Here is a 25138-nt window from a genome sequence, read left to right as displayed (position 1 = left end):
ACCATGGTGGTGGACGCCGCCTACCCACCGAGGAGCCGAAATGACCGATCCCCGCGACCCCGACCTGCAGCGGACCGTGGTGCCGCGGCCCGCTGCCCTGCCCTACCTGTCCGTGCCCGACGCCCGCCGCGCGATCGAGTGGTACGCCGAGGCCTTCGGCGCCCGCGTCGACGGCGAGCCGGTGATGATGCCCGACGGCCGGGTCGGGCACTGCGAGCTGGCGATCGGCGACGGCACGCTGTATCTGGCCGACGAGTTCCCGGAGATCGGCTTCACCGCGCCCGCCCCCGGCCGTTCCGGGGTGAGCCTCATGCTGCCGGTCACCGACACCGACGCCATCCTGGAGCGGGCGCGGGCGACGGGCGCGACCGTCGAACGCGAGCCGGCGACCGAGAACGGCCATCGCGGGGCCACCCTGGTGGACCCTTTCGGTCACCGGTGGATGCTGGCCGGGCCGATCGAGTGAGCCGGGCCTAGATGATCAGGGCCGCCACCGCCACGCAGGCGATGGTGAAGGCTCCGGTCAGCACACCGGTGGTGCCGGACCCGGTCACCAGGACGGCCGACGCCGTGGCGGGAACGGCCGACCCCATCGCGATGGCCACGGCAGAGCGGACCCGGTGTGGCGCGGGATCATCTGGAAACAGGGACTGGTCATGTGCGGTGAGCTGCATTGCATCGTCCTTTCCCTCTGCGGTTTCACAAACCGACGGCTCGCTCGAGCGCGGCGAGCTCGTCGTCGAGATATCCGAGTAGTGGCTGCAACGGCGGCACACTGCGGCGGCAGCCGGTCAACCCGAACGCGATCTCGTCGTCGGTGCTGGTGCAGGTGATGTTCAGGGCCTGCCCGTCGACCGGGATCGACAGCGGGTAGAGCGCGCTCAACCGAGCGCCGTTCCAGTACAGGGGTGTCCCGGGACCGGGCACATTGGAGACCATCACGTTCGCGGGGCGGATCGGCCCGCCGAGGCCGAACATGCCGAGCGCCAACGGGGCGACACCGAGCGCGCTGGTGGCCAGGACCTGCGCCGTGCTCATGGTGCGCATCGAGTCCTTCCCCTCGCGCATGGCGGTGCGCACCGTGTCGAGCCGGGCCGCCGGATCGTCGAGGTGCGTGGCGAGATTGCACATGAGCAGCCCGATCTCGTTGCCCGCCTTGGCCTCCGGCTGTTCACGCCGCAACGAGACCGGCACCATCGCGATCAGCGGGTCGGCGGGCAGCGCGTCGAGTTCGTCCATGTAGGCGCGCAGCGCGCCCGCGCACATCGCCAGCACCACGTCGTTGATGGTGGCGTCGCCGCATTTCGCGACCAGCCGCAGCCGCTCGATCGGCCATGACTGCGCCGCGAACCGCCGAGCACCCCCGATCTGCACGTTGAAGATGCTGCTGGGCGCGGCGAAGGAGAGCGAACCGCCGCGGTCGTTCCTGGCCCGGTCGACCGTGCCCGCAAGCGCGGGCAGGAGGCCGACGGCCTCGCCGACGGCGCCACGCGCGACGCGCAGGACCGCCGACGCCAGGTCGAGGGGGCCACTCCTGGAGGGCTCGACCACGGCCCCCTCGGACACGTCCGGGACGAGCGTGAGCGCGGGACGCTCCCGCACCAGTGGCTCCCACGGGGCGGGCATCTCGCGGGCCTCCGGATCCTCGCTGAGCGCGCTGCGCAGCAGTTTCATCGCGGACACGCCGTCAGCAAGGGCGTGGTGGATCTTCGTGTACACCGCGAACCGGCCGTCCTCGAGGCCCTCGATCAGGTGCATCTCCCACAGCGGGCGGCTGCGGTCGAGCAGCCCGCCGTGCAGGCGGGACACCAGTTCGAGCAACTCCGTGACCCCGCCTGGCGCCGGGAGCGCCTCGTGGCTGACGTGGTGGCCGAGGTCGATCTCGGAGTCGGTCTCCCAGCCCCACTGACCGAGCGAGGTCACCGATCGCCGCGCCCGCTTGCGCAGCAACGGCGACACCTCGCCCCTGGCGAAGGCCGCGTCGAGCATCGCCCGCACGTCCCGCGCCCCCGCACCCTCCGGCGGCGTGAACAGCGCCAGACCCCCGACGTGCATCGGATGCTCTCGGGACTCGCCCAGCAAGAACATCGAGTCGGTGGGTGACATCGGCAGCAGCATTGACGCCTCTTTCCTGAAATCCCGTGCCCGGAACCGTGCGGATCCGGTCCCCCGGGGACCTGTCATTCCGGCGTTCCAGGTGTGTCGATTTCTCACAGTTATTCTGTGAGAAAGATCACGAACCAGTAGCGCTTGAGACCCGTTCTACATCATTCGGAAATCGGATTCCACTTGAGCAAATGTCCAGGTCCAGGGCCTGCCGGACGCCCGCCAAGATCAACTTGATTTGGCACGCGGGGCCACAATCCATTCACCTGCAGATATCAAGATCATGTGTTCTCGCCAGGGAATCGATACTCGCCGTAACAGCATCTTTCTCAATATGGAAACTTCGCCTGCCGGTAACCCTACTCGCGAGTAAATGATTTCCTACTCGCGAGTACGCGTTATACCTACTCGCCAGTATCAATCTTATTACCGGTTGGTAGTACCGATTCGCCCTCCGGACCCCATCGAAGCCGAATCGAATCTCGCTGCACTGCAACGACATTGATCGATCCATCGGCGGCGACGGACGCGACATGACAATGTCGGGGAAATACTGCATGCTTGCGTACCGGCAGGGTCGACTTGGGACGCCAGGCCGGGCGAGGATTACGCGTGACCGGATCGAATTCGCTCGCGCCTCGACTTCGTTTCCACACGAGGTTTCGGGTCCCAACCGCACTCGGTCGGGCATGTCCCAGGCCAACCGGTCCGGACTGCACACCGCTTCGGCACTCCTCATGGGGTTCGGGACGGCGGACGGTCGCGTGGGCGCGGCGCAGTCGACACACATATTCGAGAAACGGTGGGCGAGGATGTTCAAACGTGTAGCGGTGGTCAATCGGGGTGAGGCGGCGGTACGCCTGATCCGGGCAGTGCGCGAGCTCAATGCCGAGCACCCGTACGGCATCACGACGATCGCGCTGCACACGGAGGCCGAGCGTCGGGCGATGTTCGTCCGGCAGGCGGACGAGGGCGTCACCCTGCGGCCGTCCACCACGGCCGCAACCCCCTACCTCGATCACGCCGAGCTCGAGCGCGCCCTGATCGAGGCCAGGGCCGACGCCGTCTGGGTCGGCTGGGGCTTCGTCGCCGAGGACCCGGCCTTCGCAGACCTCTGCGCCCGCCTCGGCATCACCTTCATCGGCCCCTCCGCCGACGCCATGCGTCTGCTCGGCGACAAGGTCGAGGCCAAGCTGCTCGCCGAGAAGGTCGGCGTCCCGGTCGCGCCGTGGTCCGGCGGCCCCGTCGAGACCCGCGCCGACGCCCGCAGGCACGCGCAGGCCATCGGCTACCCGCTGATCATCAAGGCCCGCTCCGGCGGCGGCGGCCGTGGCATCCGCAAGGTCTTCGCCGAGGACGAGCTCGAGCTCGCCCTCGAGCGCACCCAGGGCGAGGCGGAGCGGTCCTTCGGCGACCCCGTCGTGTTCATCGAGCGCCTGGTCACCGAGGCCCGCCACGTCGAGGTGCAGGTCATCGCCGACGCGCACGGCAACGTCTGGGCCCCCGGCGTGCGGGACTGCTCCATCCAGCGCAAGAACCAGAAGGTCATCGAGGAGTCGGCCTCTCCCCTGCTGAGCAAGGAGCAGGCCGACCACCTGCGCGGCGTCTCCGCGGACCTGGTGCGCGCGGCCGGCTACTGCGGCGCCGCCACCGTCGAGTACCTGTACCAGCCCTCCCAGCAGGTCTTCACCTTCCTCGAGGTCAACACCCGGCTGCAGGTCGAGCACCCGATCACCGAGGCCACCACCGGCATCGACCTGGTCAAGCTGCAGATCCAGGTGGCAGGCGGCGACCCGCTCGTCGGTGACTGCCCGCCCGAGTTCGGCCACGCAGTCGAGGCCCGGCTCAACGCCGAGGACGCCGACAACGGGTTCGCCCCTGCACCCGGCACCGTGCGCCTGCTCAAGTTCCCGCTCGGCTCCGGACTGCGCGTGGACACCGGCATCGCCCAGGGCGATGTCATCCCGCCCGACTACGACTCCATGGTCGCCAAGGTCATCGCCTGGGGCCGGGACCGGTCCGAGGCCCTCGCCCGGCTGCGCACCGCGCTGCGTGAGACCACCGTCGTCCTGGACGGCGGCACCACCACCAAGTCGTTCCTGCTGGACCTGCTGGACCGCGAGGAGGTGATCACCGCCAGCGCGGACACCGGATGGCTCGACCGCACCGGCGCGGGCACCGCGAACGGCCCGACGCCCGCCGCCGCCGTGGCGCTGCTGGCCACCGCCGTCGGCGTGTACGACGCCGAGGAGGCCCACGAGCGCGGCGCGTTCCTCGCCGCCGCCCGCGGCGGCAGGCCGCGCGCCAAGCACAACGTCGGACGACCCGTCGAACTCAGCTACCAGGGCCAGGCCTACCAGCTCGTGGTCGGTCAGATCGGACCGCACCGCTACCGGATCGACGGCGACAGCGGCGAGATCGAGGTCGACGTCGACCGGCTCAGCGAGTTCGAGAGCCGGATCGTGGTCGGCGGCCGCCGGTTCCACATCGTCTCGGTGACCGGCCCCGCCCATCACCTCGTCGAGGTCGACGGCATCAGCCACCAGATCAGCCAGGACGAGGCGGGCGTCGTGCGCGCCCCCTCGCCCGCCGTGGTGGTCGCCCTCCCGGTCGCCGTCGGCGACGAGGTGGAGGCAGGCGACACCCTCGTGGTCCTCGAGGCGATGAAGATGGAGACCGCGATCCGGGCTCCATACGCCGGCACCGTCCGCGAGGTGCTGGCCGTGGTCAACGCCCAGGTGGACGCGGGCGCGCCGCTGCTGCGCGTCGATCAGGTCGCCGAGGAGACGGTGACCACCCAGGCCCCGCGGGTCGAGTTCGTCGCCCCCGAGGCCCACGACCGCGACGACCTCACCGAGGCGCTGGCGCGGCTCGACGCGCTGAGCGCGATGATCACCGGATTCGACGTCGACGCCGCCCGCTCGCGCGCGCTGCTGGCCGAGTACCTCGCCCTGCGCGAGTCGCTCCCCGAGTCCGACAACACGCTCGTCGCCGCCGAGCTGAACCTGCTGACCACGTTCGCGGACCTGTGCGAGCTCTCGCGCAACCGGCCGACCGTCGACGAGGAGGACACCGTCGAGCGGGTGCACAGCCCGCGCGAGCACTTCCACTCGTTCCTGCAGTCACTCGACGTGGACGTCCACGGGATGCCGGACTCCTTCCGCGCCAAGCTCTCCCGATCGCTGCGTCACTACGACGTCAACGACCTCGAGCGCACGCTGGAGCTCGAGGAGGCCGTCTACCGGATCTTCGTCGCGCAGCAGCGGATGGAGACCCAGGTCCCGATCGTCGCGGGCCTACTCGCGCAGTGGCTGCACGACGGCCGCGTCAGCACGGACAGCTACCCCGCCCTTGCCGAGGTGCTCGACCGCCTCGTCCTCGCCACCCAGCTGCGCTACCCGGTCGTCGGCGACGTCGCCCGCAACCTGCAGTTCCGGATCTTCGACGAGCCGGCGATCCGCAAGGCCCGCGAGCAGGTCTACGACGGCGTGCGGGGCAGCCTGCAGTACCTCGCGGAGCGTCCGGGTGCGATCGACCGCGCGGAGCGGATCGACGCACTGGTGGACACGCCGGAGCCGCTGGTCGGTCTCCTCGCCGACCCGCTGTCGCTGCCGGGCGACCTGCTGGAGGTCGTCACCCGCCAGTACTACAAGATCCGCGGCCTGCACGACGTCAAGGCCCTCGACGGCCATGGCTTGCCCTGCGTCACCGGCACTTTCGAGCTCTCGGGCGAACAGCTGAGCCTGGTCTCGGTCGCCGCCGAGCGGGCCCGCCTCGACGAGGCGCTTGCCGCCGTCGACGCCGCGGTCGGGCCTGCCCCCGTCAATCAGGTCATCGACCTCTACCTCGTCTGGCCGGACGCACCCGCGGACGGCGACGCCCTCGCCGAGTCGCTGCGCACGGTGTTGCGGGAGCACGGCGCAGCGGCGTCCTGGCGCCGCATCACCGTCACGGTGGCGACCCCCGGCGACATCACTGCGCAGCGCGTCGTGACGTTCCGGCCCGCGGCCGAGCCGGATTCGGGGCTGGTCGAGGACAAGATCATCCGCGACATGCACCCGCTCACCGCTCAGCGCCTGAACATGTGGCGGCTCAAGAACTTCGACGGCACCCGCCTGCCCGCCCCGGCGGACACCTACCTGTACCGCCTCGTCGCCAAGGAGAACCAGACCGACGAGCGGCTGATCGCGATGGCGCAGGTGCGGGACCTGACGCTGCAGCTGGACGCGGACGGCGAGATCGCCGCCGCGCCCGCCATCGAGCGGGCCGTCGTGGCCTGCCTGGACGGCATCCGCCGGGTCCAGGCCGAGCGCGGCAGCAAGCGCATCGAGAACAACCGCGTTGTGCTCTACGTGTGGCCGAAGTTCGAGGTGTCGGCCGACCGGATCGCCCGGATCGCCCAGCACGTCGCGCCGCTGACCGTTGGCGCCGGACTCGAGCAGCTCACCATCATCGGTCGCCTGCAGGAGACGCCCAACGAGGCGCCTCGCCAGGTGGCGGTTCGGTTCTCGTACCGTTCGGGCGCAGGCCTGCAGGTCGCCGTCACCGAGCCGCCGACCGAGCCGCTCAAGCCGTTGGACGCGTACACGCAGAAGGTGCAGCGTTCCAAGGCCCGCGGCACGGTGTACCCCTACGAGCTGATCCCTGCCCTGTCGGCGGGCGGCACGTTCGTCGAGTACGACCTCGACGAGTCCGGCGTGCTGGTCCCGGTCGACCGCCCCCACGGACGGAACTCGGCGGGCATCATCGTCGGCCTGGTGACCACGCCTACCCAGCGGCATCCCGAGGGCATGACCCGCGTCGCGCTGTTCGGTGATCCGACGAAGGCGCTGGGCACCGTGGCCGAGGCCGAGTGCTCCCGGGTGGTCGCCGCGATCGACATGGCGGAGCGTCTCGGAGTGCCCGTCGAGTGGTTCGCCCTCTCCTCCGGCGCCACCATCTCGATGGAATCCGGCACCGAGAACATGGACTGGGTCTCGCGCGGGCTGCGCCGGATCATCACGTTCACCCAGAACGGCGGCGAGATCAACGTCATCGTCGCCGGGATCAACGTCGGCGCCCAGCCCTACTGGAACGCCGAGGCGACGATGCTGATGCACACCAAGGGCATCCTGGTGATGACCCCGGACAGCGCGATGGTGCTGACCGGCAAGCAGTCACTCGACTACTCGGGTGGTGTCTCCGCGGAGGACAACTTCGGCATCGGCGGCTACGACCGGGTGATGGGCCCGAACGGGCAGGCGCAGTACTGGGCGCCGAACCTGACGGCGGCCATCGGCGTCCTGTTCACGCACTACGAGCACTCGTACCTCGCTGCGGGCGAACGATTCCCGCGCAAGGCCGAGTCCACGGACCCGATCGACCGCGACGTCCGCACCTTCCCGCACGTGCACCCGTCGAGCGAGTTCACCACGGTCGGCGAGATCTTCTCGGCGGAGACCAACCCGGACCGCAAGAAGCCCTTCGACATCCGGACCGTGATGCGCTCCGTGGTCGACCAGGACCACGCGGTGCTCGAACGGTGGGCCGACATGGCCGACGCCGACACCTCCGTGGTGTTCGACGCCCACCTCGGTGGCAACGCGGTGACCGTGATCGGCATCGAGTCGCGCGCCATCGCCCGAAAGGGCTGGTTCCCGACCGACGGACCCGACCAGTGGACGTCCGGCACGTTGTTCCCGCGCTCGTCGAAGAAGACGGCCCGCGCGATCAACGCGGCCAGCGGCAATCGCCCGGTCGTGGTGCTGGCGAACCTGTCCGGCTTCGACGGCTCCCCGGAGTCGCTGCGGAACCTGCAGCTCGAGTACGGCGCCGAGATCGGCCGTGCCATCGTGAACTTCGACGGACCGATCGTGTTCGTGGTGGTCTCGCGGTACCACGGCGGCGCGTTCGTGGTGTTCTCCGGCGCGCTGAACGAGAACATGGAGGTGCTCGCGGTCGAGGGCTCCTTCGCCTCGGTGCTCGGCGGGGCGCCGGCCGCGGCCGTCGTCTTCACCCGCGACGTCAACGCCCGCACCGCGGCGGATCCCGCGGTCCGTGACCTCGAAGCGCGCCTGGCCGAGACCGAGGACAACGCCGAACGCACCCGCCTGCGGGTCGAGCTCGCCGCCGAGCGCTCCGCGGTCCGGTCGTCGAAGCTCGGCGAGGTGGCCGCCGAATTCGAGGCGATCCACAACATCGAGCGGGCCCGCGAGGTCGGCTCGGTGGACGCGATCGTGCCCGCGGCCGAGCTGCGGCCCTACATCGCGGCGGCGGTCGAGCGGGGCATGGCCAGGACGCTGAGCTCCCTCGAGGGGTAACGGCCTCGGCTTTCGAACGGCGCCGTCGGAATCACTCCGACGGCGCCGTTCGGCGTTCCAGGGGAAAACGGTTGGCACGCCCGGTCTTCAGCCAGTGATCCGCACGATCGAAGGGGAGGTTGTCGGGGGCTCACTCGGCGCGTGGACCCGAGAACCTCCCCATCGGCGCTGATCGGCCGGCGGCCCCCGGCTATTGCGGACCACAAGTGTCCGCAATAGCTGGCAGGGTGTAGCCATGCGGGAAACCTCGGCAAGACTGCTCCGACTGCTGTCGCTGCTGCAGATGCGGCGGGAGTGGTCGGGGGCGGACCTCGCGGAACGGCTGGCCGTGACGCCACGGACGGTGCGCCGCGACGTGGACAAGCTGCGCGACCTGGGCTATCCGGTCAACGCGAGCGTTGGCGTCGGCGGCGGGTATCAGCTCGGCGCGGGCGCGGAGATGCCGCCGCTGCTGCTGGACGACGAGGAGGCGCTGGCCGTCGCGTTCGGCCTGCAGTCCGGCGCCACCGGATCGGTCGAGGGCCTCGGCGACTCGTCGCTGCGCGCACTGACCAAGCTGCGGCAGGTGATGCCCTCGAGGCTGCGGCACCGCCTCGACGCGCTGCGGATCGACGTGGTGCCGCAGGGCGCGCCGCGGTCCGCGGTCGACGCGAAGGTGCTCTCCGCGATCGCCTCGCTCTGCCACGTCCACGAGCGGCTGCGCTTCGACTACCGCACCCCGGACGGCACCGAGAGCAGGCGGGAGGTCGAACCACACCGCCTGGTCCGGGCAGGCGCGCGGTGGTACCTGGTCGCCTGGGACCTCACGCGCGAGGACTGGCGATCGTTCCGGGTGGACCGGATGACGCCCAAAACGCCCAGCGGGCCCCGGTTCACGCCGCGCGAGCTGCCGGCAGGCGACGCCGCCGCGTTCGTCTCCCGCGGCATCAGCCGCGCGTTCAGCCAGGTCACGGCGCGGGTGCTGTTGGACGCCCCGATCGAGCAGATCACGCCGATGGTCGACGAGTTCTGGGGCGCGGTCGAGGCGGTCGACGACGGCCGGTGTGTGATCGAGCTCCGCGGCGACTCGGCCAGCGGCATCGCGGGCTGGCTCGCTGCGTTCGGCGTCGATTTCACGGTGCTCAGCCCGCCCGAGGTCCGCGAGGAATGCCTGCAGCAGGCCGAGCACCACGCGATGCTGAGCGAGCGCTACCGCCGGAGCTGAACGCGCGGCACCCGGTCAGCCGCATTCGCCCCCCTTGATCCACCCGCCGATCGCATGGTCAAATAACCGCACGATCGTTCGTACTTATAGAGGAGGGTTCATGGACCTGCGCGAGCACTACCTGGAGGCACTCGCCCTGACGGGCGGGATCATCGCCGGACTGAGCGAACAACAGCTCGATCTCCCGACCCCCTGCGACGAGTGGGATGTCCGTGCGGTGATCTCCCACCTGAACGCCAACGCCCGGGCGATGTGCTCCCACCTGTCCGGCACCGCCGACGACACCAGCGCGCCTCTCACCGGCGACGCCCCGGCGACTCCGGACCCCCGTGCCGATTTCGGCGCTGCCGCAAGAGAACTCACCTTCGTCCTGACCGACGACGCGGTCCTCGATCGGAGCATTCCGCTCGCGAACTCCGGGGCAGCATCCGGCTCGATCGCCATCGGCGTCCACTTCGTCGACGTCCTCACCCACGGCTGGGACCTGAGCAGGGCGATCGGTATCGACTACCGTCCCGCGGAACGCCGGGTGGCCACCGCACTGAAGTTCGCCGGTGGATACCCCGACTCGCCCGACATGCGCGGGCCGGGCGCATTGTTCGCCCCGGCCCGCCCCCTCGACCCGGACGCCCCCGCGCTCGACCGGCTGGCCGCACTCCTCGGCCGTGATCCGCAGTGGTCGGCGACTCCCGTACTCCGATAACACCATCCACCCCCGACCATCGGGGACGGCGGACGCTGACGCTCCTGCGCGGACTCACGTCCCGCAGGAGCGCCAGCGAGCAGCCGATCGGTACCGGCGCTCAGCGAGCGCTACCGACAGAACGCCGATCCAGCCGGACCCGCAGCGAGACCAGCAGGCAGCCCGCCGCGCAGCGCAGCACGGCCCTGATCCTCGGGTCGTCCAGCCGGACCGCTCCCCGGGCCATCAGACCGTCACCGACTCGACGTCCGGCGCGGACGCCCGCGAACCGCGCAACGTCAGCCCGGCCAGGGCGGCCCCGGCCAACGCGACCGCCGCCGCGACCAGGAAGGCAGCCGAGAACCCGTCCGTGAGGGCGCCGGAATCCCCGAGCTCGTTCGCCCCCAGCGCCGCGCCGACCGCCGTCGCGGCGGCCAGACCCAGCGCGGAGCCGAGCTGGTAGCTGGTGTTGACGATGCCCGACGCCAGTCCACCCTCCTCCGGCCGCGCGCTCGAGATCGCGGTGCCAAGCGAGGGAATGAAGGCCAGCGCCATGCCGAGCGCCGAGACCAACGACGCGGGCAGCACGTCGACCCAGAAGTTGCCATCCGGGCGAACCAGCGACAACCAGGCCAGGCCCGCCGCCAGCAGGACCAGACCCGAGACCACCATCGGCTTCGGCCCGAACCTCGCGATCAGCCGAGGCGCGAGCACGATCATGCCGATCATGATCAGCGCCGTCATCGGGATGAGGGCGGCGCCGCTGGGAAACGCCGAGTAGCCGAGCACCTGCTGCAGATACAGGTTCAGGAAGAACCACATCGGGATCCACGCGGCCCCGAGCAGGAACTGCGCGAGATTGGCGGCACCCAGGTTGGGGGTCCGGAAGATCGCGAGCCGGACCAGCGGTTCGCGCCGGCGGGCCTGGATCACCACGAACCCCGCGATCAGCACCGCGGCGGCGAGCAGTGTCCCCCACGTCTGCGCGTCGGCCCAGCCGACCTCAGGGGCACGGACGATGCCGAACACCGCCGCCCCGATGCCGAGCGTGACGGTGAGCGCACCGAGCAGGTCTACGCCGCCGGTCGCACCGCCGCGACCGCCGGGCAGCAGCGCGGGCGCCGCAACGAGCGCGATCACCGCGATCGGGATGTTGATGTAGAACACCCATGGCCACGAGGCGTACTCGGTGAGCAGTCCGCCCAGGAACACGCCTGCGGTTCCGCCCGCGGGCGCCGCGGCGCCGTAGACGGCCAGCGCCCTGGTCAGTTCCCGCGGGGTGGACCCGAACAGCATCATCAGCAGGGTGAGCGCGGCAGGCGCGATCAGCGCGGCGCCGACGCCCTGTACCGCCCGCCCCACGAGCTCGGTCGGCACGTCACCCGCCAGACCCGCGGCCGCCGATCCCACCAGCAGGATGAGCCACCCGAGGCTGAACATCCGGCGGGCGCCATACAGGTCGGACAGCCGCCCGCCGAGCAGCAGCATCCCACCGAACATCACCACGTACGCGTTGAACACCCAGGTGAGATTTCCCTGGCTGAAGCCGAGATCCTCGCGCATCTCCGGCAGCGCGACCCCGATGATCGACGTGTCCATGATGACCATGAACTGCGCTAGCGCAATCAACCCCAGCGCCAACCATTTTCGGGTTTGCGTCGGTACCTGTGTCCGATCCATCTCGACCACTCCTCCTGATACTCCGGATGACTGTCACGGCGAATGCCGCGTCCTCGGTTTATACCCCCCATGGGTATGTCACGCAACACCCGACAGGGACTTGCGTGAACTACCCCCCAGGGGTACCTTCATCCATGCAAGAACCCATACCCCCCATTGGTATGAGGCACACACAGAGGAGAGCGACATGACCATCGCGAACTACACCGTCACCGGCATGACCTGCGGCCACTGCGCGGGCTCGGTCCGCGCCGAGGTCGGCAAGCTCGGCGGGGTCACCGACATCGCCGTCGACGTCCCCACCGGCCGGCTCACCATCACCAGCTCCGCCCCGCTCGACGAATCGGCCGTACTCGGCGCCGTCGACGAGGCCGGCTACTCGGCCACTCCCGCATAGGGACGGCCATGAACACCCCGATCAAACTCACCGCCTACGCCGGAGGGCTCGCCGTGATCTTCGCGGCGGCCCTCGGGCTGGGCGCGGCAACAGGAAGCCCGATCGACATGTCGAACACCCACGACACCGCCACCCACGGCGGACACGGTGACGCGGACACCGCCGTCACCACCGCCCCCGCGGGCCTTCAGGTCTCCGAGCAGGGCTACACCCTGTCCGAGGTCACCGCGCCCGCCGCAGCCGACACCCCCGGCGCACTGACCTTCCGGGTCCTCGGCCCGTCCGGGACCGCGGTCACCGAGTACGACGACCTGCACGAGAAGCAGCTACACCTGATCGTGGTCCGCAGCGACACCAGCGAATTCCGCCACGTCCACCCGGTCCGGGCCGCGGACGGCACCTGGTCCATCGACTGGAACTGGCCGCGGGGCGGCACCTATCGCGTGTTCGCCGACTTCCAGCCGACCGGCGGCCCGCAGCTGACGCTCGGCCGCAACGTCGACGTCGCGGGCGACTTCACGCCTGCCCCCCTGCCCCGGGAAGCCCGGGTCGCCGAGGTGGACGGCTACCAGGTCACCCTGTCCGGCGATCTCAGCACCGCAGGCGGAGAACTGACCCTTGCCGTGGCCCGCGACGGGAAGCCGGTCACCGATCTGCAGCCGTACCTCGGCGCCTTCGGGCACCTGGTCGCGCTGCGCTCCGGCGACCTCGCCTACCTGCACGTGCACCCGCAGGGCGAGCCCGGCGACGGCGTCACCCCGCCCGGACCAGACGTCCGTTTCCACGCGCAGGCGCCGTCCGACGGCACCTACCGCCTGTTCCTCGACTTCCAGCACGAGAACGTGGTCCGTACAGCGGAATTCACGGTCTCCACCCACGAAGGCCACTGACATGACCACCGAGTACCTCGCTCCCGAGACCACCGGCACCGCCAGCATCGAGCTCGCCATCGGCGGGATGACCTGCGCCTCCTGCGCGGCCAGGATCGAGAAGCGGCTCAACAAGATGGAGGGCGTGAGCGCCACCGTCAACTACGCCACCGAGAAGGCCAAGGTCGTCTTCGACCCCGCGGTCACCTCGGCCGACCTCGTCGCAGAGGTCGAAAAGGCGGGATACTCGGCCACCGTCCCCCAGCCGCCCTCGGCCGACCGCGACACCGGTGCCGACACCGAGCCCGAGGACGAGCAGTCCAGGGCCCTCGCGGCCCTGCGTACCCGGCTGATCGTCTCGGCGATCCTGTCCGTCCCCGTCATCGCCATGGCGATGATCCCGGCGCTGCAGTTCACCAACTGGCAGTGGCTCTCGCTCACGCTGGCCGCACCGGTCATCGTGTGGGCGGGGCTGCCGTTCCACAAGGCCACCTGGGCCAATCTCAAGCACGGCGCCGCCACGATGGACACCCTGATCACCATCGGCACCGGCTCGGCGTTCCTCTGGTCGCTCTATGCGCTCTTCTTCGGCACCGCGGGCGAACCCGGGATGACGCACCCGTTCTCGCTCACCATCGGGCGTACGGACGGGGCCGCCAACATCTACCTCGAGGTCGCCGCCGGCGTCATCACCTTCGTGCTCGCCGGCCGCTACTTCGAGCAGCGGTCCAAGCGGCGGGCCGGGGCCGCCATGCGCGCGCTGTTCGAACTCGGGGCCAAGGAGGTCTCGATGCTCCGCAACGGCGTCGAGACCCGCATTTCCGCAACGGAACTCGCGGTCGACGACCTGTTCGTGGTGCGACCGGGAGAGAAGATCGCCACCGACGGCCTGGTAGTCGAGGGCCGATCCGCGGTGGACATGTCGATGCTGACCGGCGAGTCCGTCCCGATCGAGGTCGCCGAGGGCGACGGGGTGGTCGGTGCGACCGTCAACGCAGGCGGCAGGCTCGTCGTCCGGGCGACCAGGATCGGGGCCGACACCCAACTGGCCCAGATGGCGGCCCTGGTGGAGGACGCGCAGAACGGGAAGGCCCAGGTGCAGCGTCTCGCCGACACCATCGCCGGGGTCTTCGTGCCGATCGCCATCGCGATCGCCGTTGCCGCACTGGGGTACTGGATCGGAACCGGCAGCCCGCTGTCGGTCGCCTTCACGGCCGCGGTCGCGGTGCTGATCATCGCCTGCCCCTGCGCGCTCGGCCTCGCCACCCCGACGGCCCTGCTCGTCGGCACCGGGCGCGGCGCCCAGATGGGCATCCTGATCAAGGGACCCGAGGTGCTCGAGTCCACCCGCAAGGTCGACACCATCGTGCTGGACAAGACCGGCACGGTCACCACCGGCAAGATGACGCTGGAGGACGTGGTCGTGGTCGAGGGCACCGATCGCGCCGAGGCGCTGCGCCTGGCCGGTGCCCTGGAGCACGCCTCCGAGCACCCGATCGCCAAGGCCATCGCAAACGCCGCCGCGGCCGATGCAAAGGGTCAGCTGCCGTCGGTGGAGGGCTTCGAGAACGTCGAGGGTCGCGGCGTCCAGGGCGTCGTCGACGGGCACGCCGTCGTCGCGGGCCGGACCTCGCTGCTCGAGGACTGGTCGCTGCACCTGCCGGTGGAGTTGAGCGAGGCCAAGGCGGCCGCGGAGAACGCGGGCAAGACCGCGATCGCGGTCGGCTGGGACGGCGCGGCACGGGCCGTGCTGGTCGTCGCCGACGCGGTGAAGGACACCAGCGCCGAGGCGATCGCGCAGTTCAAGCGGCTGGGTCTCGAACCGGTTCTGCTGACCGGCGACAACGCGGCGGCCGCCCGGACCGTGGCCGACCAGGTCGGCATCGACACGGTGCTGGCGGAGGTCCTGCCGGCGGACAAGGTCGACGCCGTCAAGGAGCTGCAGTCCCGCGGGAAGGTGGTCGCGATGGTGGGCGACGGCGTGAACGATGCCGCCGCACTGGCCCAGGCGGACCTGGGGCTGGCGATGGGCACCGGCACCGACGCGGCCATCGAGGCCAGCGACATCACGCTGGTCCGTGGCGACCTGCGCTCGGCCGCCGACGCGATCCGGTTGTCCCGCAAGACACTCGGCACCATCCGCGGCAACCTGTTCTGGGCGTTCGCCTACAACGCGGCGGCGATCCCGCTGGCCGCGGCCGGCCTGCTCAACCCGATGCTCGCCGGCGCGGCGATGGCGTTCTCGAGCGTGTTCGTGGTGAGCAACAGCCTGCGGTTGCGCCGGTTCAAGTAGGCGCTCCGCGCCTGTGTGCGAGTGTGGGAGCCAGGGCTTCCACACTCGCACACCGTGGCTATCCGATGTTGTCGATGGCGACGGACCCACCGACCAGAATCACCATGATCGTCTGGTACGGATTTGCAATCGCGAGCTCAGCGAGATCACTGCCCACATCGGCCGAACCGATCGGCGCGTAGATCAAGTTCCCGAGGACCGCACTCCCGGTGTCCAGAGGGCTCTCTGCCGATGCGGTGCCGGCACCAGTCGCCAGACCACCGGACAGAAGCGCCGCCGCAGTGACGGTCGACGCGATACGCCGCCTCATCGAACGAGACATTCCAACTCCATTCGCAGTGGGAACCGACGACGAATTCTTTTGGCCGTCAGCCGCGCCGACCCGGCGCTGCGCCGGACCCTACCGACTGGAGCCCCCACACGACTCAGGTTCGATCAACCCTGCATCGGAGTTTTGCCTACCCATTGGGGACGCACATCCCACACAGCTCAGGACTCCCCAGAAACTCGGTTTCTCAGTTGTCACGACACGCCTGCCTTGGTGTGGTTCCCACCGCTGGAACCACTTTCGAAACACGGTCTAGGAAGTCAGCGCCGCGCCATGGTCACGACCGGGGTGAAATTCGACTCAGCCTCACATCTGGCCGCAACCAGGGGTAGCGGGGCAGGGCCGACTACTCCCACCCAGCCCGAAGATCGGATTGAAGAGAAAATAGAGGGGGTTCGCCAAGAAGCCATCCACCGATCCGTCGGGCAAGCCCACGGCAACGGACCCTCCCGGTGGGAGGGCTTCGGCGGGTGCCGCGGACGCAGCACCTGCCCCGACGGCGAGGCCACCGACCAGCACGGCCGAGGCGACAATCTGGAAGCAAGACGACCTGCCGTGGAACTGTGCATATCTCGAACTCCGATCAGTTTGTGATGCACATGAACGAACGACCGGATACTGTTGCCGCACTTGGCAATTTGCTAAACGCAACGGGGGCCAATGGAGCCGGCTCCGATGTCAGTGCGAGGCAGCCACGAGAGTCTCCCGCCCTCGTGAAGCGGCTGTAATAGCAGCTCCACTTCACGACGGGAGTCCTTCGTTGTTCACCGACCAGCTACAGCGTGTCGTCGCAATCTCTCGACCAACCCGCCTGGGCAAACACCTAGCCCTGGTACGGCCCCATTCCCTCAGGGTCCGTACTTCCACCCATGAGGTAGTACCAGAGCAATCCTTCAACCGAACCCATAACGAAGCCCTTTCGCCAGCGAATTACCCGACGATGCATCTCACCCACCCGTCAGAGCACCGATCCGGCGCTGCGCGGTAACCTACCGGCAAAGCCACCGACCCACATCAGCATTCGAATATCCCTGCGGCAAATGATGATTCGTTCAACACAAACAAATCACCGAACTATTCGACGGTCGCCGGCCTCACGAGAGCGGCGGCGTCCAAGACCTCACCTCGAGCGCACGGTTCGATGCCCGCAACGACCAGGCGGCGACGCATCTCGGAACCAGGGCGGCATCGACACCCGGCAGCACCGGCCGGGCGTTGCGAACGGACGACGCCGTCATCGACGGCCTCTACGCGGCAGGAAACACCAGGTCACCGAGCATGGGCCACACCTATGCCGCCCAACGCGTTTCGCATACCGCTGCCGCACTTGGCAATTCGTTGAACGCGAGCTCCGAAGAAGCTCACTTCCGACGTCAGCGCCGCGTCATCCGATCGGGTCGAGCGGCTCGACCTCCGCCAGTCGCACATAGGCCGCCGCATCGAGCGTCTCACCGCGGGCGGACGGGTCGATCCCCGCCGCGACCAGTCGGCGTTCGGCCTCGGCGGGCGAGCCCGCCCAGGTGGCGAGCGCGGCACGAAGCGTCTTGCGGCGCTGCGCGAAGGCCGCATTGACAACGGCGAACACCCGATGCCGATGCTCCTCGTCGATCGGCCACGGTGGCTCGGCGTAGCGGTCCACCCGCACCAGCCCTGACTCCACCTTCGGCACCGGCCAGAACACCTGGCGGCCGACGGCACCCGCGCGCCGGACCTCGCCGAAGAACCGGGCCTTGACGCTGGGCACCCCGTAGATCTTGTTGCCGGGCACGGCGGCGAGCCGGTCCGCGACCTCCGCCTGCACCATCACCAGGGCGGTGCGCAGGCTGGGGAACTCGGAGAACAGATGCAGCAGCACGGGCACCGCCACGTTGTACGGCAGGTTCGCGACCAGCGCGGTCGGCGCGGCGGGCAGGTCGGCGGGCATCACCTTCATGGCATCGGCGCCCACCACGGTGAGCCGGTCCGCGAGTTCCGGAGCCCGCTCGGCCGCCGTCGTCGGGAGCCGGGCGGCGAGCACCGGGTCGATCTCCACCGCGATCACCGAGGCGACCACATCCATCAGAGCAAGGGTCAACGAACCGAGTCCGGGGCCGACCTCGAGCACCACGTCGTCGCGCCCGACGCCTGCCGTGGTCACGATGCGGCGCACCGTGTTGGCGTCGTGCACGAAGTTCTGGCCGAGCTGCTTGGTGGGGCGCACGCCCAGCTCTTCGGCCAGCGCGCGCACCTCGATGGGGCCGAGCAGGGCGGCCTGGCCGCGCGGGTTCCCCTCGGCGGGGTCCACCTCGGGGCTGGTCACAGGGGGTTCACCTCGGGGTTTGTCACGAGATGAACCTATCGCCTCTGCCGAGCTGCCGCGAAATCCGACACTCAGCGCATACCGAGGCGGGACGTGCAGGCCGGCCACGCGCCCCAGCCCTGGGTCGCCTGCGTCCTGCTCGCGATGGCGATCTGCTCCTCGCGGGTGGCCAGGTCGGCGCGCGGTGCGTACTTCAGCCCGCCCTGCCGCTCCCAGGTGTTCTGGTCGAACTGCACGCCGCCGTAGAAGCCGTTGCCGGTGTTGATGTGCCAGTTGCCGGTCGCCTCGCACTGCGCGAGGGCGTCCCAGGTGGCGCCGTTGGTCACGGGCGGCACCTCGGTGCCGGGCTTCGAACCGACCCGGACCACCTTCGGCTGGGCGGGGGCGGTGACGACGGCATCGAGCTGCTGGCGGCCGGTCTCGGCACCGTTGACCTTGGTGACCGCAAAGGTGACGTCGTGCACGCCCGGGGCGCCGGGGTTCTCGACGATGGTCCGGCTCATGTTCATCGTCGGGTCTTCGATGCGCTGGTCCGGCGGTGCCAGCGGCAGCGTCTCGGTCACGTTCTCGGTGCGCGTGCGGGTGACCGCGATCTGCATGCCCTCGGCGAGCTTGGTCTCGGGCGCTGGCACGACGGTGTCCGCCTGTTCGAGCGGGACGCCCTTGGCGGCCAGCAGGTCACCGACGGTCGGCGCGGCCAGGCGCAGCTCCGCAGGAGCCGCGGCCCCGTCGATCAGGCTGACCAGCTTGGGGCTCACCACGTCGAGTGCGGCGCCGTCGAGCGGCAGACGCTGCGAGCGGGAGGCGGAGACGTGGACATCGCCTGCCAGTCGCTGCTGCTGCAGCGCCTCGTCCACCGTCAGCGCGGTGGTCCAGATGGTGCGCGGCTCGCCGTCGACGGTGAGCGCGAGCTCTCGGGCGCGACGCAGGACCACCGTCGACCCGTCGGCGACGGCGGAGTCGGCGGCCGGCGCCACCACGTCCTTGTCGCCGACCGAGTAGCCGGCGTCTGCGAGGACGTCGACCACCTCGGTGCTCATGGTGCTCAACGCGATCGTCTCCCCATCGACGTCCACGGTGACCGTCTTGTGGCGGAACACCGCGAGCAGTCCACCCGCGATCAGGGTGAGGAGCAGGGCCCCGACGACCACGCGCAGCAGCGGGGAGTTGGCGTTGTTGATCCGAGCTAAAGGTGACACGAGGAGTCCTGAGGGCCGACGGTCGTCGGGGGTATTCCCGACGCGGTTCGATCACAGTACGGTAACGAGCACGGGGACTCCTGGCAACCGCGAGGCTCTGACCAGTGCAAACAAAGGTCTCAAATCGGTACACAGGGCCGAGTCGTTTGCTCCCGCAATCGTGACCAGGAATGCTCACGCGGATGCGTACACAATCGCGCCGAAGACTCGACCGACTACCCGTCGTGATCGGCATCCTCGCCCTGCTCGCCCTCGTCCTCGGAGCCGGAACCGCCAACGCGCAATCCGACCCCGACAAGACCTACGTCATCGCCACCGACGTGACGTTCGCCCCGTTCGAGTTCCAGAACGAGCAGGGCGACTTCGTCGGCATCGACATGGACCTGCTCAAGGCCATCTCCGAGGACCAGGGGTTCCGCTACCAGGTCAAGCCGCTCGGCTTCAACGCCGCCGTCCAGGCGCTGCAGTCGCGCCAGGTCGACGGCGTCATCGCCGGCATGTCGATCACCGACGAGCGCAAGCTGGTCTTCGACTTCTCCGATCCCTACTTCGACTCCGGCGTCCAGATGGCGGTCGCGAAGTCGAACGACGACATCGAGTCCTACGAGGACCTCAGGGGCAAGCGGGTCGCGATCAAGACCGGCACCGAGGGCGCGATGTTCGCCGAGTCCATCAAGGACAAGTACGGCTTCACCACCGTCACCTTCGACGACTCCGCCAGCATGTACGACGACGTCAAGACCGGTAACTCGGTCGCGGTGTTCGACGACTACCCGGTGCTGCTGTACGGCATCGCGCAGGGCAACGGCCTCAAGGCGGTCGGCGAGAAGGAGGCGGGCAACTCCTACGGGTTCGCGGTCTCCAAGGGCCAGAACGCCGAACTGATCGAGAAGTTCAACGCCGGGCTCGCGAACCTGCGCGCCAGCGGGCAGTACGACAAGATCCTCGACACCTACCTCGGCGAGGGTGCGCAGGAGGCCCAGGGCGGGAACAACTTCTTCTCGCTCCTCAAGGACACCTACCCGCAGCTGCTCAAGGGCCTGTGGATGACCATCGTGCTGACCGTGGTGTCGCTGGCGATCGCGCTGGTGCTCGGTCTGGTCTTCGGGTTCCTGCGGGTCTCGCACAGCAAGTTCCTGCGCGCGATCGGCGTCACCTATGTCGACATCTTCCGCGGCACCCCGCTGCTGGTGCAGGCATTCTTCATCTACTTCGGCATCCCGGCCGCGCTCGGCTTCCAGATGCCTGCGTTCACCGCGGGCGTCATCACACTGAGCCTGAACGCGGGCGCCTACATCACCGAGATCATCCGCGGTGGCATCCAGTCCGTCGACAAGGGCCAGATGGAGGCGTCCCGCAGCCTCGGCATGAACTACATGGCCTCGATGCGCAAGGTCGTCCTGCCGCAGGCGGTGCGCACGATGATGCCCTCGTTCGTCAACCAGGCGGTCATCACCCTCAAGGACACCTCGATCCTGTCGGTGATCGGCATCGCCGAGCTCACCCAGACCGGCAAGATCATCATCGCGAGGAACTTCGAGTCCTTCAACATGTGGCTGATCGTCGGCATCTTCTACTTCGTCATCATCATGGCGTTGACCAAACTGTCCGACCGGCTCGAAAAGAGGATCAACGCATGACGGAGTCGTCAGCGACGCCGGTTGCGTCGCCCACCACCAAGATTCAGGTCTCCGGCCTCAAGAAGGCGTACGGGGACAACGAGGTGCTCAAGGGCATCGACGTGGACATCGCCAACGGCGAGGTGGTCTGCGTGATCGGGCCGTCCGGGTCCGGCAAGAGCACCTTCCTGCGCTGCCTGAACAAGCTCGAGGACATCACCGACGGCACGGTGATCGTCGACGGCTACGACCTGACCGACAAGAAGGTCGACATCGACAAGGTGCGCCAGCACATCGGCATGGTGTTCCAGCACTTCAATCTCTTCCCGCACATGACCGCGCTGGAGAACGTGATGCTGGCGCCGGTGCAGACCAAGCGAGCCACCAAGGAGGAGGCAAGGGCCACCGGGCTCAGACTGCTCGAGCAGGTGGGTCTCGGCGAGAAGGCGAACGCCAAGCCCGCCAATCTCTCTGGTGGACAGAAGCAGCGTGTGGCGATCGCCAGGGCGCTGGCCATGAACCCGGACATCATGCTGTTCGACGAGGCCACCAGCGCACTCGACCCGGAGATGGTCGGCGAGGTGCTACAGGTGCTGCGCGACCTCGCCGACCAGGGCATGACGATGGTCGTGGTGACCCACGAGATGGGCTTCGCCCGCGAGGTGTCCGACCGGGTGATCTTCATGGCCGACGGGTTCGTCGTCGAGGAGGGCACCCCCGCGGAGCTGTTCGGGAACCCGCAGAATCCGCGCACGCAGGACTTCCTCAAGAAGGTGCTGTAAGCCGAACCCCCGCCGCTCGCCGAGTGTGCAGTTGTCGTCGGTCGCTCCCGGGCGATGCCCAAACAACTGCACACTCGGCGGCTGCGTCAGCCCGAGACCGCCAGCTCCATCACCACCCCGGTCTGCTTGCGGCAGTCCATCCCTGACACGAATGTCCCACTGCCACCGAACCAACTGGGACTCTTCCCTACCGAGGTCCGCACCTCGGTCCCCGGTAGCGGGCGCCACACGCCCGCCTCGTCCTCGCGGTACAGCTCGTCCAGCAGATACACGCTAATCACCGTGCCGGTGGTACCGACGAATCCATCCGGGACGTCCGCGCCGTGCACCGTCCCCCACAACCGCCCGCGCAGCCCGGTGGGATGGTCGGACAGGTCATCCGGCGCATCCCGCCAGTAGGCGCTGATGCCGCCTGCACTGAGCTTGCTGCCGATGCGGTCCCAGCGAACCGGTCGGTGGAAGATCTCCGGCTCGGCGTCGTCCGCGGTGAAGGCGAGCACCCACCTCGCCTCGCGGCCCACCTCGGGCGGCGGGGCGCAGCACTCGATCTCCCATGCTGCGACGTGCACGGCGACGACGTCGACGCCGCGGTCGACGGGAGTCGAATTCGTGAGCCCGTGCATTCGTCGTCACCTGTGCGGCCCAATCTACTCGTCGAGTGTGCAGTTTCCGCCGGTCGCTCTCGGGCGATGCGACCTTCCCCCAAGCACTTCGTGCAGGGAGGTGCCCCCACTGCACACTCGGCGTCAGATGCGGTAGACCCGGCGGGCGGTGGCGGTCGACGCCCGGGCCAGCTCCAGCGGGTCCTGCCCACGCGTGTGCGCCAGCGCGCGGACCGTGTACGGCAGGCAGTACGGCTCGTTCGGTGCGCCGCGGAACGGGTGCGGGGTGAGGAACGGCGCGTCGGTCTCGACGATCAGCTGGTCGTCGGGCACCAGCTTCGCGGCCTCGTGCAGCTCGCGCGCGTTCCTGAAGCTGACCGTGCCGGAGAAGCTGAGCACGTAGCCCTCCTCGACACATGCCATCGCCATGTTCGCGTCGGAGGAGAAGCAGTGGAAGATGACCGTCTCCGGCGCGCCCTCGTCGAGCAACACCGCGAGCAGGTCGTGGTCCGCCTCCCGGTTGTGGATCATCAGCGGCTTGCGCAGCCGCTTGGCCAGGTCGATGTGCCAGCGGAACCCCTCGACCTGCTCCTCGACGGTGGCGCAGCCCTCCAGCTTGCCCGGCCAGTAGTAGTCGAGCCCGGTCTCCCCCACCGCGACCGTCCGCGGATCGCCCGCCAGGCGCTCGATCTCGGCCTTTGTCGCGTCGTCGAGCACGTTCGCCCTGGTCGGATGGATGGCGGTCGCCGCGTACACCCGCGGATCCCAGCTCGCGGCGTCCACCGCGAACCGTGCGGCGGCCAGATCGTCGGCCACCGTGACCACGCGACCGACACCGACCCGCTCCGCGCGGTCGAGGATCTCGGCCACCGACGCGGCGTCCGTGGCGCCGCACGCGTCGAGGTGGGTGTGGGAGTCGATCAGGGGCGCGAGCGGCTCTGGCAGGTCCGGGGCCGGACGGTCTCTTGGCACGCAGATAGAGTAGGCGCACCATGACTGTGTCACCCGCACCCAGCCGCCCCGAAGCCACCCGGCCGCCGTTCTACATGACCACGGCGATCGCGTACCCGAACGGCGTCCCGCACGTCGGCCACGCGTACGAGTACATCTCCTCGGACGCCCTCGCGCGCTTCAAGCGCCTCGACGGCTTCGACGTGTTCTTCATGACCGGCACGGACGAGCACGGCCTCAAGATGCAACAGACCGCGGCCAAGGAGGGCATCCCCGTCCGCGAGCTCGCGGCCAGGAACTCCGACGAGTTCCAGGCGCTGGACAAGGCCCTTGGCGTCTCGTACGACCGGTTCATCCGGACCACCGACGAGGACCACGAGGCCGTCTGCAAGGTGCTCTGGGAGCGCATGGTCGAGGCGGGCGACATCTACCTCGACACCTACGCGGGCTGGTACTCGGTGCGCGACGAGGCCTACCACACCGAGGCCGAGACCGAACTGCTCGAGGACGGGACCCGGGTCTCGATGCTGACCGGCACCCCCGTGGTCTGGACCGAGGAGTCCACCTACTTCTTCCGGCTCTCCGCCTACCAGGACAAGCTCCTCGCGCTGTACGAGTCGCACCCCGAGTTCATCGCGCCCGACACCAGGCGCAACGAGATCGTCAGCTTCGTCAAGGGCGGCCTCAAGGACCTGTCCATCTCGCGCACCACCTTCGACTGGGGCGTGCCGGTGCCGGGTCACCCCGAGCACGTCATGTACGTGTGGGTCGACGCCCTCGCCAACTACCTCACCGGCGCCGGCTACCCGGACACCGAAGGCGAGTCCTTCCGCAAGTTCTGGCCTGCGGACCTGCACATCATCGGCAAGGACATCACCCGCTTCCACGCTGTGTACTGGCCGGCGTTCCTGATGTCCGCGGGCCTGGAGCTGCCGAAGCGCATCTTCGTGCACGGCTTCCTGTACAACAAGGGCGAGAAGATGTCGAAGTCGGTCGGCAACGTCGTCGACCCGCTCGAGATGGTCGAGCAGTACGGCCTCGACGCGCTGCGCTTCTTCCTGCTCCGCGAGATCTCCTACGGCCAGGACGGCAACTACAGCCACGAGTCCATCGTCACCCGGATGAACGCGGACCTGGCGAACGAGCTGGGCAACCTCGCACAGCGGTCGCTGACGATGGTCGCGAAGAACTGCGACGCCCAGGTCCCCACCCCCGGCGATCTCACCGACGACGACAACGCGCTGCTGGCCAAGGCCGAGGCGCTGCTCGAGGTCGTGCGCGCGGACTTCGACCGTCAGGCCCTGCACCTGGCGCTCGAGTCGATCTGGGCGGTGCTGGCGGATACGAACCGGTACTTCTCCCAGCAGGAGCCGTGGGTGCTCCGCAAGACCGACCCGGCCCGGATGGCGACGGTGCTCTACGTGACCCTTGAGGTCGTGCGCATCGTCGGGATCCTGGTCCAGCCGGTGATGCCGGACTCCGGGGCGAAGATCCTGGACCTGCTCGGGCAGGCCGAGGACGCCCGCGACTTCGCGAGCCTCGGCGTGCGGATCGCGGCGGGGAATCCGCTGCCGGCGCCGTCGCCTGTGTTCCCCCGGTACGTGGAGCCCGAAACCGCCTGACTTAACACTTCCCCTGCCTAGGACAGAAGATTTCAAGCTCAGACCGCAACCGGATCATCCACCCCGAAGGGGGTGATCAGATTGTCTGAGGTCGTCAACACTTGTGTGGCCGCGTTCTGCCACAGCCAGGATCACCCTGGCAGCGTTCCGGTCGCGACCGTCGGTGTAACCGCAGTCCACGCATCGGAAGGTTCGTTCGGCGAGGT

The 25138-nt window shown here is 69.0% G+C and carries 19 protein-coding genes; 10 read left to right on the top strand and 9 right to left on the bottom strand.

Translation table 11 applies throughout. The annotated features are described in order from the left end of the window. The first annotated feature begins 40 nt into the window (after nucleotides 1-40). Nucleotides 41-466, top strand: coding sequence for a VOC family protein (locus tag RM1_RS00090; RefSeq protein ID WP_072749446.1), 426 nt, complete (start codon nucleotides 41-43; stop codon nucleotides 464-466). 7 nt (nucleotides 467-473) lie between these two features. Here the strand turns inward: RM1_RS00090 and RM1_RS00085 are convergent, their stop codons facing one another. Together RM1_RS00085 and RM1_RS00080 are read right to left on the bottom strand one after the other, a co-directional pair. Continuing rightward, nucleotides 474-674: a hypothetical protein gene (locus RM1_RS00085; protein WP_072749445.1), complete on the bottom strand. Its 201-nt coding sequence runs from the start codon at nucleotides 672-674 to the stop codon at nucleotides 474-476. Between the two features lie 25 nt (nucleotides 675-699). Then, nucleotides 700-2118 carry a WS/DGAT/MGAT family O-acyltransferase gene (locus tag RM1_RS00080; RefSeq protein ID WP_072749444.1) on the bottom strand — a complete coding sequence of 473 codons (1419 nt, stop codon included), beginning with the start codon at nucleotides 2116-2118 and terminating at the stop codon, nucleotides 700-702. An 800-nt stretch (nucleotides 2119-2918) separates the two neighbouring features. Here RM1_RS00080 and RM1_RS00075 point away from each other — a divergent pair. The 3 genes from RM1_RS00075 (at nucleotide 2919) to RM1_RS00065 (ending at nucleotide 10312) form a co-directional block, all read left to right on the top strand. After that, nucleotides 2919-8405, top strand: coding sequence for an ATP-binding protein (locus RM1_RS00075; RefSeq protein ID WP_072749471.1), 5487 nt, complete (start codon nucleotides 2919-2921; stop codon nucleotides 8403-8405). A 235-nt stretch (nucleotides 8406-8640) separates the two neighbouring features. Beyond that, nucleotides 8641-9609 (top strand): helix-turn-helix transcriptional regulator, encoded by a 969-nt coding sequence (locus RM1_RS00070; protein WP_072749443.1) that lies wholly within the window; start codon nucleotides 8641-8643, stop codon nucleotides 9607-9609. 100 nt (nucleotides 9610-9709) lie between these two features. Further along, nucleotides 9710-10312: a TIGR03086 family metal-binding protein gene (locus RM1_RS00065; protein WP_072749442.1), complete on the top strand. Its 603-nt coding sequence runs from the start codon at nucleotides 9710-9712 to the stop codon at nucleotides 10310-10312. Nucleotides 10313-10412: 100 nt separating this feature from the next. Here RM1_RS00065 and RM1_RS26955 read toward each other — a convergent pair whose 3' ends face one another. Further along, the gene (locus RM1_RS26955) at nucleotides 10413-10538 is read right to left on the bottom strand and encodes a hypothetical protein (RefSeq protein ID WP_281252109.1); all 126 of its coding nucleotides are present in this window, start codon (nucleotides 10536-10538) and stop codon (nucleotides 10413-10415) included. Further along, complete coding sequence (locus RM1_RS00060; RefSeq protein ID WP_072749441.1) at nucleotides 10538-11971, bottom strand: MFS transporter; 1434 nt, start codon at nucleotides 11969-11971, stop codon at nucleotides 10538-10540. Before RM1_RS00060 ends, RM1_RS26955 begins: the two co-directional genes overlap by 1 nt. A 187-nt stretch (nucleotides 11972-12158) precedes the next feature. On the opposite strand from RM1_RS00060, the gene RM1_RS00055 reads away from it, so the two are divergent. The 3 genes from RM1_RS00055 to RM1_RS00045 are packed head-to-tail and all read left to right on the top strand — an operon-like array spanning nucleotide 12159 to nucleotide 15530. After that, the gene (locus RM1_RS00055) at nucleotides 12159-12368 is read left to right on the top strand and encodes a heavy-metal-associated domain-containing protein (RefSeq protein WP_027501113.1); all 210 of its coding nucleotides are present in this window, start codon (nucleotides 12159-12161) and stop codon (nucleotides 12366-12368) included. An 8-nt stretch (nucleotides 12369-12376) separates the two neighbouring features. Then, the gene (locus RM1_RS00050; protein WP_072749440.1) at nucleotides 12377-13258 is read left to right on the top strand and encodes a DUF8832 domain-containing protein; all 882 of its coding nucleotides are present in this window, start codon (nucleotides 12377-12379) and stop codon (nucleotides 13256-13258) included. 1 nt (nucleotide 13259) lies between these two features. Continuing rightward, complete coding sequence (locus RM1_RS00045; protein WP_072749439.1) at nucleotides 13260-15530, top strand: heavy metal translocating P-type ATPase; 2271 nt, start codon at nucleotides 13260-13262, stop codon at nucleotides 15528-15530. A gap of 58 nt (nucleotides 15531-15588) precedes the next feature. Here the strand turns inward: RM1_RS00045 and RM1_RS00040 are convergent, their stop codons facing one another. The 3 genes from RM1_RS00040 to RM1_RS00030 form a co-directional block, all read right to left on the bottom strand. Next, nucleotides 15589-15852, bottom strand: a complete 264-nt coding sequence (locus RM1_RS00040) for a hypothetical protein (RefSeq protein WP_143069417.1) — start codon at nucleotides 15850-15852, stop codon at nucleotides 15589-15591. Between the two features lie 1390 nt (nucleotides 15853-17242). After that, nucleotides 17243-18157: a 16S rRNA (adenine(1518)-N(6)/adenine(1519)-N(6))-dimethyltransferase RsmA gene (gene rsmA / locus RM1_RS00035; protein WP_072749437.1), complete on the bottom strand. Its 915-nt coding sequence runs from the start codon at nucleotides 18155-18157 to the stop codon at nucleotides 17243-17245. A 71-nt stretch (nucleotides 18158-18228) separates the two neighbouring features. Continuing rightward, the gene (locus RM1_RS00030) at nucleotides 18229-19356 is read right to left on the bottom strand and encodes a resuscitation-promoting factor (protein ID WP_072749436.1); all 1128 of its coding nucleotides are present in this window, start codon (nucleotides 19354-19356) and stop codon (nucleotides 18229-18231) included. Nucleotides 19357-19538: 182 nt separating this feature from the next. On the opposite strand from RM1_RS00030, the gene RM1_RS00025 reads away from it, so the two are divergent. Further along, nucleotides 19539-20996, top strand: coding sequence for an amino acid ABC transporter substrate-binding protein/permease (locus tag RM1_RS00025; protein ID WP_092667791.1), 1458 nt, complete (start codon nucleotides 19539-19541; stop codon nucleotides 20994-20996). Next, complete coding sequence (locus RM1_RS00020; RefSeq protein WP_027501120.1) at nucleotides 20993-21757, top strand: amino acid ABC transporter ATP-binding protein; 765 nt, start codon at nucleotides 20993-20995, stop codon at nucleotides 21755-21757. The genes RM1_RS00025 and RM1_RS00020 overlap by 4 nt, the downstream gene beginning before the upstream one ends. An 86-nt stretch (nucleotides 21758-21843) precedes the next feature. Here RM1_RS00020 and RM1_RS00015 read toward each other — a convergent pair whose 3' ends face one another. Both RM1_RS00015 and RM1_RS00010 read right to left on the bottom strand, forming a co-directional pair. Beyond that, entirely contained in the window at nucleotides 21844-22380 is a 537-nt protein-coding gene (locus RM1_RS00015) for a DUF6578 domain-containing protein (protein WP_072749434.1), read from the bottom strand. A gap of 123 nt (nucleotides 22381-22503) precedes the next feature. Beyond that, nucleotides 22504-23331, bottom strand: coding sequence for a TatD family hydrolase (locus tag RM1_RS00010; RefSeq protein ID WP_072749433.1), 828 nt, complete (start codon nucleotides 23329-23331; stop codon nucleotides 22504-22506). Between the two features lie 20 nt (nucleotides 23332-23351). Here RM1_RS00010 and metG point away from each other — a divergent pair, with 20 nt between their 5' ends. Next, nucleotides 23352-24932: a methionine--tRNA ligase gene (gene metG, locus RM1_RS00005; RefSeq protein ID WP_072749432.1), complete on the top strand. Its 1581-nt coding sequence runs from the start codon at nucleotides 23352-23354 to the stop codon at nucleotides 24930-24932. The last annotated feature ends 206 nt before the right edge of the window (nucleotides 24933-25138 follow it).

Source organism: Rhodococcus maanshanensis NBRC 100610 (assembly GCF_001894865.1).
Lineage (GTDB): Bacteria > Actinomycetota > Actinomycetes > Mycobacteriales > Mycobacteriaceae > Rhodococcus_G > Rhodococcus_G maanshanensis.
Note: the sequence above shows the minus strand (reverse complement) of the source record. Positions and strands in the feature narration are given on the sequence as shown.